Below are 12,563 nucleotides of genomic sequence, written 5' to 3'. Positions count from 1 at the left end.
GGAGGCACGGCCCGCCAGGGCCGTTATTCCATCGGCTTCATCAGCTCAACCTCTTCCCCGTCCCGCACCGCGGTATAGAAACAGGTCCGCCGGTTGGTGTGGCAGGCCGCACCGGTCTGGCGCACCAGTGCCAGAAGGCAGTCACGGTCGCAGTCAATCCGCAGATCCACCAGTTCCTGCACGTGGCCGGAGGTCTCGCCCTTGATCCAGAACGATTGCCGCGAGCGCGACCAATAGGTGACCTTGCCGGTTTCCAGCGTCTTCGCCACCGCATCGGCATTCATCCAGGCCATCATCAGCACCTCGCCGGAGGCGTCGTCCTGCGCAATGCAAGGGATCAGCCCAGCATCGTTGTAGGTCAGGCTGGCGGGATCAAAGGACATGTCTAAAAACCTTTTGCATCTGCTGTTCGGCTCCCTATGTATGGGGAACCTGCAAAATGGGAAAGACCGGGAAAGCAATGTCTGGCGATAGTGATCTGATCAAGCTGTATTCCTCGCGCATTCTGGCGCTGGCAGCCGACATTCCGCACCTCGACCGGTTGCAGGCGCCGGACGCCACGGTCAAGAAACGATCGCCCTTGTGCGGCTCTGCCGTGACCGTCGACGTCAAGGTTGAGGATGGCCGGATCACGGATTTCGGTCAGGACGTGAAGGCCTGTGCCCTGGGTCAGGCCTCTGCCGCGGTGGTAGGCGCCAATGTCATTGGCCGCTCGCAGGAAGAGGTTGAAACCGCCCGCAATCAGCTCAAGGCCATGCTGACCCAGGACGGACCGGTCCCTGATGCGCCGTTTGACGGGCTGGAAGTTCTGCAGCCTGCAAAGGAATTCAAGAACCGCCACGCCTCGATCATGCTGGCGCTGGAGGCAACTCTGGAAGCGATGCAGACCGCTGCCAAGGAGCAATGCGCCTGAGGCACTAGGTCCGCGGCACAAAACGCTCACAGCAAGGAGCACCAGACTGCCCTGCATTCTTGCAGGGCTTTGGCTTTCTATGCCCCGCACCAATGAAAAAACCGCCGCACATCCGGGCAGATGGCGGCGGCAGTCATGCTCTGTTGTGCGGGACCCGGGCGGGCCAGGCAGGATCTTGAGGCAATTCAGTCGAAGATCGGGCCGAGGGGGATCTGCACAGGCGGTTGATCCCCTAAGAACAGTCCGGGACAGGAAAGGGCCGGCCCGGCACAGCAGAGGCATTCAGGAAAACGGTACAGGCGTCAGAACAGCCCCGGCAGGTGCAGCGCCGCCACCAGCATCACCATCAGCGAGGCCGCACCGATGGCGTCCTGCAGCAGGGTTGAATGGGCGTTTTGAATGGTGGTCTTGATCTGTGCAATCATGGCTCGGGCCTCCTCCAGTCTGTGTCGCTGCTCTCTGGCAATCTTGTTGCCTCTTTGTTCTCATTTTCAGGCGCGCCTGTAAAGAACTTTTTGAGAACATTTGCGAACACAAGAGAACGCCGCAGCGAAACAGTCGCGGGAGCGGAGGCTAACCCACTGAAATCAAACGGATCGCCTGATCCTGTTTCATCAGCCACAACAGAACGCGCGCCGCCTTGCCGCGCTCCCCCTCCAGCTTGGGATCAGCCGCCAGCAGCGCCCGCGCGTCGCTTTGCGCCACTGCCATCAGCCCGGCCTGTCGTTCCAGGTCGGCTATTTGGAATCGCGGCAGCCCGGATTGCGCGGTGCCGATCATATCGCCCGCCCCGCGCATCTGAAGGTCGGTCTCGGAGATCCGGAACCCGTCTTCGGTCTCGCGCAGCACTTCCAGCCGCTTGCGGCCGCCCTCGGTCAGCGGCGGCTGGTACATCAGGAGACAGGTCGACTCGGCACTTCCACGCCCCACCCGCCCGCGCAACTGATGCAGCTGAGCGAGGCCAAAGATCTCCGCACGCTCAATTACCATGATCGAGGCATTGGGCACGTTCACCCCGACCTCAATCACCGTGGTGGCCACCAGAACCTTTGTCTTTCCTTCAACAAACGCCGCCATCGCCGCGTCCTTCTCAGAGGGGGGCATCTGGCCGTGCACCAGTCCAACTGTTCCTTCGCCGAGAATAGCGCGCAGGTGCTTGAAGCGTTCTTCCGCCGCCGTCAGGTCGCTCAGCTCGGATTCGTCCACCAGCGGGCAAACCCAATAGCACTGCCGCCCCTCGGCAATCGCCTTGCGCAGGTGGTCCACCACCTCCTGCATCCGCTCTGTGCTGATGACCGCAGTCTTCACCGGCTTACGCCCCGGCGGCTTTTCATCCAGCACCGAGACGTCCATATCCCCGTATTGCGCCAGTGCAAGCGACCGCGGGATCGGTGTCGCAGTCATCACCAGAACATCGGCGCCCTTGCCTTTTTCCGCCAGCTCCATCCGCTGGCGCACGCCGAAGCGGTGCTGTTCATCGACAATCGCGAGGCGCAGGTCACGGAATTCCACGTCATGCTGGAACACTGCATGAGTGCCGACCAGAATGTGAATATCGCCGCGCTTCAGCGCCGCCAATTTTGCCTTTCGCTCAGCGCCCTTGTCGCGGCCCGTCAGGATCTCGATCACCACGCCCGCGTCTTCGGCCAGCGGCGCCAGGCCTTCCATGTGCTGCTGCGCCAGAATGCCGGTTGGGGCCATCATCACCCCCTGCCCGCCCGCTTCAACAGCTACCAGCAAGGCCATGAAAGCAACCAGCGTTTTTCCAGCACCCACATCGCCCTGCAGAAGCCTGTTCATGCGCTTGTCCGAGGCCATATCGGCAGAGATTTCCTCGATCGCGCGGGCCTGTGCGCCTGTGGGCCGGTACGGCAGCGCCTGCAGCACCTTGGACTGCAACCGTCCGGTGGCCGCACTTTGGATACCACGCGCCTTGCGCTCCTTCTGGCGCGCCAGCGCCAGGGTCAGCTGATGGGCAAAGAGTTCGTCATAGGCCAAACGCGCCCGGGCCGGCGCCTGCGGGCTGAGGTCATCCGGCCCTTGCGGCGCATGGGCAAACTGGAGCGCCTCATGCCAGGCGGGCCAGTTCTCCTTAAGCATCTGCGCCGGGTCGATCCATTCTGCCAGTTCCGGCATCCGCGCCAGCGCGCTTTGCGCCGCTTTGTACATGGTCTTTTGCGTGACCCCATGGGTCAGGCTGTAGACCGGTTCAAACTCCGGGATGCCATGCGCCTCTTCCACCGGCAGCATGTGGTCCGGATGCACCATCTGCGCGAGGCCGTCGAATAGCTCCAGCTTACCCGAGACCACCCGCCGGGATCCTTCGGGCAACTGCGCCTCCAGATAGCGGCTACGGCCGTGGAAGAAGACCAGCTGGAACTCGGTCTCCGCGTCCTCCACATGAATGCGGTAAGCCCCGCCGCGGTTGCGCGCCGGGCGGTGACGGCCAATGGTCACCTCGACCGTCACAGAGGCGGGCAGTTCTACCCCGCGAATGGTATCGCGGCGGCGGCGGTCAACCACCGAATAAGGCAGCGAAAACAGCAGATCCCGCGGCGTTTCGATATCAATCTGGCTGAGGTTCTGCGCCGTTTTCGGGCCGACACCCTGCAGGGTCTCGGCGCCGGCAAACAACGGAAACAGGATCTCGGGACGCCCGCTCATGCCTCTGCGATCAGCTCCAGCCAGCCGTCTTCGTCCATAGTCCGGATACCTAGTTCCGCCGCCTTCTTGGCCTTGGAGCCAGCGCCCGGACCCGCCACCAGGATGTCGGTCTTCTTGGAGACTGAGCCGGAAACCTTGGCCCCCAGCGCCTCTGCCCGCGCCTTGGCTTCGGCCCGGGTCATCTTCTCCAGCGTGCCGGTGAAGACCACGGTCTTTCCAGCCACCGGGCTGTCCGCGGCCGGGGCATCCGGCGGCACGATGGTGAGTTTTGCCACCAGCCGGTCAAACGCCGCGCGCTCCTCTGCGTTGGCAAAGGCGTCGGACAGGGAAAGGCCCAAAACTGCGCCGATCCCGTCCACGCCAATGAGGTCGGCCCAGGCAGACGAGGCGTCCGCGGGAACATCGCAAGCCGCAACGGCTGCCGCACGGGTTTCAGAGATCTTCGCGCGCCTGCCTTCGTCAGCTGCGGCTTGACGCTCCGCCTCTTCGGCTTCATCCGCGGCCCGGTGGGCCAGCGCAGCCGGGCGGGCAGTATCAATCGCCTCCGCCATTGCCTGCCAATCCCGGTAGTGCAGCGCCAGATCGCGGCCTGCAACCTCGCCAGCGTGGCGGATGCCAAGGGCAAAAATCAGCTTGGCCAGCGGGATGGTTCGCTTTTCCTCAATCGCCGCAAACAGGTTCTCGGCGGACTTCTCTCCCCAGCCCTCGCGGTTTTTCAGCTGCTGCAGGCCAGACCCATAATTTGCTTGCAGATCAAAGATATCTGCAGGCTCCTTGATCCATTCATCACCGTGGAACTGCTCCACCTGCTTGGCGCCCAGCCCTTCGATGTCAAAGGCTGCGCGGGAAACAAAATGCTTCAGCTTCTCCACCGCCTGGGCGGGGCAGATGATGCCGCCGGAGCAGCGGCGCACCGCATCGCCCTCTTCCCGTTCCGCCGGGCTGCCGCACTCCGGGCAGATGTGCGGGAACTGGTAAGGTTCTGCGCCATCCGGGCGTTTGGCCAGATCCACATCGGCCACCTTGGGGATCACATCGCCGGCGCGGTAGATCTGCACCCAATCACCGATGCGGATGTCCTTGCCGCCGCGGATTTCCTCGCCCTTTGAATCGCGCCCCTGAATGTAGTCCTCATTGTGCAGCGTGGCGTTGGATACCACCACCCCGCCAACCGTCACCGGGGTGAGCCGCGCCACCGGGCTGAGCGCGCCGGTGCGGCCGACCTGAATGTCGATGGCCTCCAGCCGGGTCCAGGCAAGTTCGGCTGGGAATTTGTGCGCAATCGCCCAGCGGGGTGTGGTGGAGCGGAACCCCAGCCGCGCCTGCAGCGCCAGATCATTGACCTTGTAGACCACGCCGTCGATGTCATAGCCGAGCGTAGCTCGCTGCTCCTCGATGCTGCGGTAATGCGCGATCATGTCTTCGGTGGACGCACAGAGCCGGGTCAGCGGATTGGTCTGAAAGCCCAGGGACTTCAGCCGTTCGATTGCCTCTATCTGGGTCTCTGCCAGCGGTTCGCTCAGCTCTCCCCAGCTGTAGGCAAAGAACCGCAAGGGCCGCGCACGGGTGATTTCCGCATCCAGCTGCCGCAAGGAGCCCGCAGCCGCATTGCGCGGATTGGCAAAGGTCTTGCCGCCGCGTTCCTCGTGCCGGGCATTCAGCGCCTCGAAATCCGCGTGGCTCATGTAAACTTCGCCGCGCACTTCCAGAACGTCCGGCGCCCCTTCCAATTGCTGCGGGATGTCGGCAATGGTGCGGGCGTTGGCGGTCACGTTCTCGCCAATGCTGCCATCGCCGCGGGTCGCCGCCTGGATCAGCGTGCCGTTTTCATAACGCAGGGACAGCGACAGCCCGTCAATTTTAGGCTCCGCCGTGAAGGCCAGGGCATCCGCCGGGCTGAGGCCGAGGTACTTGCGGATGCTGCGGTCGAAATCCGCGACGTCTTCATCCTCAAAGGCATTGCCCAGCGACAGCATCCGAACGGAATGAGTGATCTTGCCAAAGCCGGACGCGGCAGGCGCGCCGACCGCGTCCAGCTGGGTGGCCGCTTCCGCGAGTTCAGGGAAAGCATCCGCAAGAGCCCGGTAGCGGCGCTTAAGCGAATCATATTCTGCATCACTGATCTCCGGCGCGTCGTCCTGGTGATAGGCCAGATCAGCCGCCCGCAACTGCTCTTCAATCGCCTCAAATTCCGCCTTAGCGTCATCTGCTGTCAGGCTGGCCACGTCTTTTTCTGTCAATTCTGCCACGCGCGGTCCCTCTTCGTTCTCCCCTCCGGTGATAAGGCTCCACGCGCGCCGCGTCCAGCGCATCTGACAGTCGGCGCACTGCAGCCGTTAAAAACAAAAAGACCCGCCCAAAGGCAGGTCTTTGCAACCGGTGGCGCATCATCACGCGCCACCCGGGTGTTCTTCCTTTCAGGCGCCGACAGCCATCCGCTGACCGCCTGACATATGATCTTCCTGCGGATCACGCAGCACATAGCCGCGGCCCCAGACAGTTTCGATGTAGTTTTCGCCGTCTGTCGCGTTGCTGAGTTTCTTACGCAACTTACAGATGAAAACATCGATGATTTTCAGTTCCGGTTCATCCATGCCGCCATAAAGATGGTTCAGGAACATCTCCTTGGTCAGCGTGGTACCCTTGCGCAGGGACAGAAGCTCCAGCATCTGGTATTCCTTGCCGGTCAGATGCACCGCCTTGCCGCCGGCCTCCACCGTCTTGGCGTCCAGATTGACCGCGATCTTGCCGGTCTTGATGATCGACTGCGAATGGCCCTTGGACCGGCGGATAATCGCGTGGATCCGCGCCACCAGTTCCTCGCGGTGGAAGGGTTTGGTCAGATAGTCATCCGCGCCAAAGCCGAAGCCCTTGATCTTGTTGTCGGTATCGTCTGCACCGGACAGGATCAGAATGGGGGTTTCGATGCGGGACATGCGCAGCTGGCGCAGCACCTCATGGCCGTTCATATCCGGCAGCCCCAGATCCAAGAGGATCAGATCATAGTCGTAAAGTTTGGCCAGATCGATCCCTTCTTCCCCCAGATCCGTCGTATAAACGTTCAGGTTGGCATGGGTCAGCATCAGCTCGATGCTTTTTGCCGTGGTCGGATCATCCTCAACCAGCAGAATGCGCATATTATTTTCTCCGCCTGTACACTGTTTCCCTCAGGTCGCGTTAACCTTGGTGGAAAAAAGTTAATGCCTCGTTACCATGATGGTTAATTTAGAATTTCAACTCAAGGGCGGCCTGATTTATTTTGCGTCCTGATCACGGAATTTCTTGAGACGTGTGGTTTTTAGGGCCTCTTCGCCATGATCGGCAACGGCTGCAACCCAGCTGCGGAACTCTTCCTCGCTCAGCCCATAGCGGCGCATCGCCTCCTTCTGCGGCAGCAGCCCATAGAGCACGCCGCGCACTACAGCTGCCTTGCGCGAGGCCACCCAGCGCTTGGTGGTTTCCGGCGGCAAATCCGCCCGGGTCATGATGGTGCCATCCGGCAGGGTAACCGCCCGCGGCCCGTCGACTTTCTTCAAAAACATCTTTCTTCCCTCTGAAGATCTTGTTCGTTGGGTCTGACACCAGAATTTCCCAACAGGCTTAACGCCGCATGAACCACGCCCCTTGAGAGTCCTTAGGATTTTCATATATTCTGCGGCGCCTGCCCCCTTGCCTTCAGGAGCTGCCCCATGGCGCTGGACCACGACACGGAACTCAATTCACTCGGCTTTGCCAAACCGCCCTCGGAAACCCGGGTGGTTGTGGCGATGTCAGGCGGCGTCGACAGCTCTGTTGTTGCTGCATATTTGGCCGATCAGGGCTATGACGTGGTCGGCGTGACGCTGCAGCTCTACGATCACGGCGCGGCCCTGGCGAAAAAAGGCGCCTGCTGCGCGGGCATCGATATCCATGATGCGCGGCGCGTGGCAGAGGAACGCGGCTTCCCGCACTACGTTCTGGATTATGAGAACATTTTTAAGGATGCGGTGATTGACGAGTTCGCCGACAGCTATCTGGCTGGTGCAACCCCGGTACCCTGCATCCGCTGCAATGAGCGGGTGAAGTTCAAGGATCTCCTGGAAACCGCCAAGGATCTGGAGGCCGACTGCATGGCGACCGGTCATTACATCCAGCGCAAGATGGGCGAGCACGGGCCGGAATTGCATTCTGCTGAAGACGCCAACCGCGACCAGAGCTACTTCCTGTTCTCCACCACGCCGGAGCAGCTCGATTACCTGCGCTTCCCGCTGGGCCACCTGCCTTCCAAGGACGCCACCCGCGAGATGGCGGCCCAGTACGGCCTGGCGGTGGCGGACAAACCCGACAGCCAGGACATCTGTTTCGTGCCGGACGGTAACTATGCCAGCGTGATCGAGAAACTGCGCCCCGGCGCAGCGGAGCCGGGCGAGATCGTGCATTCCGACGGCCGGTTGCTGGGCAGCCACGAGGGCGTCATCCACTATACCATCGGCCAGCGCCGCGGCCTCGGCATCGGCGGGCTCAGCGAACCGCTTTATGTGGTGAAACTGGATGTGGACACAAAACAGGTGGTTGTCGGCCCCAAGGAGCTGCTGGCCACCCGCACCATCCCGGTGCGCGAGATCAACTGGCTGGGCGACGAGCCTTTTACCTCACGCGAGGAATGGCACCTCAAAGTCAAGGTGCGCTCCACCCGCCCGCCGCGGGAGGCGATCATCCGGCCGCTGACAGAGACCACTGCCGAGGTAGAGTTGCTGACGCCGGAGGAAGGCGTGTCACCCGGCCAGGCCTGCGTGTTCTACGCCTATGAGGGCAGCCGCATTTTCGGCGGCGGCTGGATCTGGCGCGGCTACTGATACCCCGCCTGCCGGGTCAAGGGAGGCAGAGCCTCCGTGCGGCACGAGCGGCTAGCCCTTGACGCGGCATATCTTTCTAAAATGGACTGCGCGCCTAAGGGCAGTCCTGCCCTTAGGCGGTTCTCAGCCAAAAAATTCCCGGCATTTGTACTTTTGCCAACCGTCTGCGTTCTGCGGCTGCGCAGCGGCGCACTCCGCGCGGGGGCGCAGCGCCCGCGCCACCAGAAGCCGCGCGGCGGAGGCTTTGCATCCGGCGCGCCCGGTTCACCTGCCGGGCAGCCGGTCGAGTACGGCCCGCGCGGCCCGCAACCCGGGGGCTTCCCCGCCCTGGCCCAGGCGCTCCATGGTCAGTTCCATCGCCTCCAGCTGCGCTCCCGGGTTCGCAGCCACCGCTTCCAAGCCGGCAGCGATTTTTTCAGGCGTGCAGTCAGGCCCCAGGCATTCCGGAACCACACGGGTGCCGCTTACCAGATTGACCAGCGTCACCGTGTCGATCAGCGCCATCCGCTTCATGATCTGCCAAGTGAGCCATTGAAACTTATAAGCAATCACCATCGGCGTGCGGGCTGCAGCCAGTTCCAGCGAGACTGTGCCAGAGGCGGCCAGCGCCAGGCTGGCTGAGGCAAAAGCCGCGCGTTTAAAGGCCTTGGCGCGCCCGGCCTCATACCGGTTCGGATCCACCATGACAGTGCCCCTCGGCCACTCCTGCAGCGCCTCTTGCACAAGCCCTGCAACAGGTGCAGCGGCGGGAACCACGATCCGGCAGTCTGGATGCGTGGAAGTGAACTGCTCCAGCGCCTTTCCGAATACCGGGGCTAACCGCGACACTTCGGACCGCCGCGATCCGGGCAGCGCCAGCACAAACGGCGCATCCCCCAAGCCGAATTCACTGCGGAAGGCGGCAATCTCCGCTTCCGTCGCCTGCGGCTCCGCCACCACCGGGTGGCCGGCAAAGTCGCAGTCCATGCCAGCGGCTTCCATATAGGGCGGCTCAAACGGCAACAGCGCGAGCACGTGGTCGATGACCTCAGCCATCTTCTGCGCCCGCTTGGGCCGCCACGCCCAGACCGAGGGCGCCACGTAATGCACGGTGCGGATGCTGCTGCGATCCTTGACCAGCCGCGCCACGCGAAGGCTGAAGTCCGGGCTGTCGATGGTGATCAGCAGATCCGGATTAGCCTCCAGCACGGCATCCGCTGTTTCCCGGATGCGGCGCTTCAGGTGGCGGTACTTGGGCAGCACCTCTGCCAGCCCCATCACCGACAGCTCTTCCATGGGAAAGCGCGAAGCCAGCCCCTGCTCCGCCATCAGCGCGCCGCCGATGCCGTCAAAGCTGACGCCAGGTTCCAGCTGTTTCAGCCCCGCCATCAGCGCCCCGCCCAGCCGGTCGCCCGAAGGCTCCCCTGCCAGGATGAAAACCCGCAGGCTCATGCCTCGCGCAGCCAGAGGAACAGCCCCAGCCGGTCGCAGGCCGCAATCACCGCATCCTGATCCAGCACGATGACGCCGCCTGCCTCCAGCACGATACCGGAAAGCCGGGCCTTGGCGGCCGCTTCAACCGTCTCCACGCCAATCGTGGGAAGGTCGGCGCGGCGGTCCTGCGCCGGTTTCGGCGCCTTGAACAACAGGCCGCCCTGCCCATCTGGACGATTTTGCAGCGAAGTCAGCATCCAGTCGGTGCCAAACAGGTTCTCGACCGCAATCGCCTGCTGCTTGCGCACGGCGCAGGACTGGCCGATGTCAGCCGCAGACATGGCCGCCACGATCTCCGCGCCGCGTTCCGCGTCAGCCTTGTCCAGCTCGCCCGGCTGCACTTTGGTCGGTACGCCGGCAGCCATCAAAAGATCCGGTGCCACCTCATGAGCCGCGCGGACGGCAAAGCCTGCCTGTTCGAAAATCCCGATAATCGCGCGCAAGGCCCCATCGTCACCAGCCGCAAGCGCCGCTTGCAGCACCGGCACCAGCGGCATCGTGGCCGCATCAATAGCAGAGGGATCAATATGCGGGCGGCGCACAGCGCCAGCCAGGCAAATCTCGGTCACTTCCGCCGCCTTCAGCCGCTCCAGAAAACTGCCGAGCTGTTCAAAGCGAAAGGTGATTTCCGGATCGACCATATCCGGTTCTGCCCCTGCCATCGCGCAGATCAGCGGACGGCCCGGCGCATGCGCGGCCACTTCAGCCGGCAGCGCGCCGGTGCCTGCAATCACTGCCAGCATCGCATTAGCCTCCCGGTGTCAGGAAAGAGCGGTCGCTTCCGCCGGTGATGAAGGCAACAATACGCTGCACATATTCACTGTCGGTCTCATCCCCCAGCCGCTTGGCGCGCTCTTGGAAGGTTCCCTCACCCTGGGCCAGCATCTGAAACGCTGCGCGCAAGGCGGTGATGTCGCTGCGGGCGACGCCGCGGCGCTTCAGGCCGACCAGGTTCAAGCCGTCCAGCTCACCGCGCTGCGCCTGCACCAGGCCATAGGGAATCACGTCGTTGGTCACCATGGTAACCGCGCCGATGATGGCGCCCTTGCCGATCCGCACCCATTGATGGATGCCGGACAACCCGCCGATGATTACATCGTCCTCCAGCACGCAGTGCCCCGCCACAGCGGCAGAGTTCACCACGATCACCCGGTCGCCGACCTGGGCGTCATGGGCGATATGGCAGCCGGCCATGAAAAGACCGTCATCGCCAATACGCGTCACGCCGCCGCCGCCCTCGGTGCCGGCATTCACCGTCACATGCTCGCGGATGCGGTTGCGCTTGCCGATCACGGTCTTGCACTTCTCGCCTTTGAACTTCAGGTCCTGCGGGATCTCCCCCAGCACCGCAAAGGGGAACACCACGGTCTCGTCACCGATTTCGGTATCGCCGGTGACAACTACATGGGATTTCAGAACAACCCTGTCCCCCAGAACCGCCTCGGGGCCAACCACGCAGAAAGGACCGATTTCGCAGTCTTGCCCTAGCTTGGCACCCTCTTCAATCACGGCACTGGGGTGGATCTTGCTCATTTCAGCTTTCCTCGGCCTGGCGGTCGACCATTGCGGTAAATTCAGCCTCTGCAGCCACTTCGCCCTCAACCGTCGCGCGGCCCAGGAACTTGAAGATCTTGCCGCCCGGCTTGCCGCGCAGGGTTTCCACATGCATCTCCAGCACATCGCCCGGCACCACCTTGCGGCGGAACTTGCACTTGTCGATGTTCATGAAATAGATCAGCAGGTCGGTGTCGACCATATCCATGCCGACACCCAGCATCACGCCGGCGGTCTGCGCCATCGCCTCGACGATGGTCACGCCCGGCATGATCGGCGTGCCCGGAAAATGACCCTGGAAATGCGGCTCGTTCATGGTGACATTCTTGATGCCGCGTGCCGATTTATAGCTGTCGATGTCGACCACCTTGTCGACCAGCAGGAACGGATAACGGTGCGGCAGGATCCGCTGGATCAGTTGAATGTCAGCGCTTTGCAGCTCGGTGGTCATGCTTGGTTTCCCATTTACGTCAAGAATACTGCGCTGTCCCTAGCAAGCGGACAGGCTTTGGGCAAGTTCGCGCACTCAGCGGTCGCCGTCCTCATCTGCGGCGCCGTCACCCAGAACGGCATCGATCCGGGCGATTGCCAAGGCCGTGATGTCGGCCGCGTCGGCACTCAGAAAGACCGAGGAATGATCGAGGATCGCCCCAGCCCCGGCTTCCCGCATGATTTGCTGCAGCACCGGCAGAGACGCCTTGATGAACTCCCGCCGGGCATCCTCGCCCATCTGGGTTATCTCGCGCAGCTTCTGGTCCTGGCGGCGGCGGGTTTCCTGGACTTTCTCATCAAAGGCATCCGCCAGAGCGCGGAAAGCTTCCGGCTCCATCTCGCTGCGCCGTTCGGTCAGGTCCAGCTCCTCCTTACGCAGTTCCGCCTCGATACGGCGGTTCTCCGCGGTCAGAACCGCGCCTTCGGCCTCGATCTCGCGTTCCACCCGCTTGCCAAAGGCGCTTTCCGAGAACAGCCGGTCCGGCTGAATCGTGAGGATGCCGCTTTGCGGCAGCCCCAGCTGAAATTCGGCCCCGCTGCTGCCCGCAGTCTCCTGTGCGCGGACGGGTGCAGTGCCGGCGCAGATCAGCGCCAGGACAAGCCCCAGCGCTGCCCTGGCTCCGGGCTTCGGC

13 protein-coding genes are annotated in these 12,563 nt (G+C 62.9%); 2 read left to right on the top strand and 11 right to left on the bottom strand.

Going from position 1 to position 12,563, the window contains the following annotated elements; translation table 11 throughout:
- Window positions 1–23: 23 nt before the first annotated feature.
- Window positions 24–383, bottom strand: coding sequence for a phosphoribosyl-AMP cyclohydrolase (hisI, locus tag GC1_RS01265; protein ID WP_019296175.1), 360 nt, complete (start codon window positions 381–383; stop codon window positions 24–26).
- Window positions 384–460: 77 nt separating this feature from the next.
- Between hisI and GC1_RS01260 the strand changes: the two genes are divergently transcribed.
- Window positions 461–913 (top strand): iron-sulfur cluster assembly scaffold protein, encoded by a 453-nt coding sequence (locus GC1_RS01260; RefSeq protein ID WP_019296174.1) that lies wholly within the window; start codon window positions 461–463, stop codon window positions 911–913.
- 302 nt (window positions 914–1,215) lie between these two features.
- Here the strand turns inward: GC1_RS01260 and GC1_RS22935 are convergent, their stop codons facing one another.
- From GC1_RS22935 to sciP, 5 genes are all read right to left on the bottom strand, one after another.
- Window positions 1,216–1,338, bottom strand: a complete 123-nt coding sequence (locus GC1_RS22935) for a hypothetical protein (protein ID WP_019296173.1) — start codon at window positions 1,336–1,338, stop codon at window positions 1,216–1,218.
- A 148-nt stretch (window positions 1,339–1,486) separates the two neighbouring features.
- Window positions 1,487–3,577 (bottom strand): ATP-dependent DNA helicase RecG, encoded by a 2,091-nt coding sequence (gene recG, locus GC1_RS01255; RefSeq protein ID WP_019296172.1) that lies wholly within the window; start codon window positions 3,575–3,577, stop codon window positions 1,487–1,489.
- Complete coding sequence (ligA, locus tag GC1_RS01250) at window positions 3,574–5,826, bottom strand: NAD-dependent DNA ligase LigA (protein ID WP_019296171.1); 2,253 nt, start codon at window positions 5,824–5,826, stop codon at window positions 3,574–3,576. The genes recG and ligA overlap by 4 nt, the downstream gene beginning before the upstream one ends.
- A gap of 168 nt (window positions 5,827–5,994) precedes the next feature.
- A complete protein-coding gene (gene ctrA / locus GC1_RS01245; protein ID WP_019296170.1) occupies window positions 5,995–6,714 on the bottom strand; it encodes a response regulator transcription factor CtrA in 720 nt (239 codons plus the stop codon).
- 117 nt (window positions 6,715–6,831) lie between these two features.
- Entirely contained in the window at window positions 6,832–7,119 is a 288-nt protein-coding gene (gene sciP, locus GC1_RS01240) for a CtrA inhibitor SciP (protein WP_019296169.1), read from the bottom strand.
- A gap of 147 nt (window positions 7,120–7,266) precedes the next feature.
- On the opposite strand from sciP, the gene mnmA reads away from it, so the two are divergent.
- Window positions 7,267–8,412 (top strand): tRNA 2-thiouridine(34) synthase MnmA, encoded by a 1,146-nt coding sequence (gene mnmA, locus GC1_RS01235; RefSeq protein ID WP_019296168.1) that lies wholly within the window; start codon window positions 7,267–7,269, stop codon window positions 8,410–8,412.
- Between the two features lie 264 nt (window positions 8,413–8,676).
- Here mnmA and lpxB read toward each other — a convergent pair whose 3' ends face one another.
- From lpxB to GC1_RS01210, 5 genes are all read right to left on the bottom strand, one after another.
- On the bottom strand, window positions 8,677–9,843 hold the full coding sequence (lpxB, locus tag GC1_RS01230) for a lipid-A-disaccharide synthase (protein WP_019296167.1): 1,167 nt from the start codon (window positions 9,841–9,843) through the stop codon (window positions 8,677–8,679).
- Entirely contained in the window at window positions 9,840–10,628 is a 789-nt protein-coding gene (locus GC1_RS01225) for an LpxI family protein (protein WP_019296166.1), read from the bottom strand. The genes lpxB and GC1_RS01225 overlap by 4 nt, the downstream gene beginning before the upstream one ends.
- A gap of 4 nt (window positions 10,629–10,632) precedes the next feature.
- Window positions 10,633–11,418, bottom strand: coding sequence for an acyl-ACP--UDP-N-acetylglucosamine O-acyltransferase (lpxA, locus tag GC1_RS01220; RefSeq protein WP_019296165.1), 786 nt, complete (start codon window positions 11,416–11,418; stop codon window positions 10,633–10,635).
- A 1-nt stretch (window position 11,419) separates the two neighbouring features.
- A complete protein-coding gene (gene fabZ, locus GC1_RS01215; protein WP_019296164.1) occupies window positions 11,420–11,890 on the bottom strand; it encodes a 3-hydroxyacyl-ACP dehydratase FabZ in 471 nt (156 codons plus the stop codon).
- Between the two features lie 75 nt (window positions 11,891–11,965).
- Window positions 11,966–12,520 carry an OmpH family outer membrane protein gene (locus tag GC1_RS01210; protein WP_443136561.1) on the bottom strand — a complete coding sequence of 185 codons (555 nt, stop codon included), beginning with the start codon at window positions 12,518–12,520 and terminating at the stop codon, window positions 11,966–11,968.
- Between the last annotated feature and the right edge of the window lie 43 nt (window positions 12,521–12,563).

Origin of the sequence: Leisingera sp. ANG1 (assembly GCF_000203975.2) — a bacterium.
In the GTDB taxonomy this organism is placed as follows: domain Bacteria; phylum Pseudomonadota; class Alphaproteobacteria; order Rhodobacterales; family Rhodobacteraceae; genus Leisingera.
This window is presented reverse-complemented; position numbering and strand designations above follow the sequence as displayed.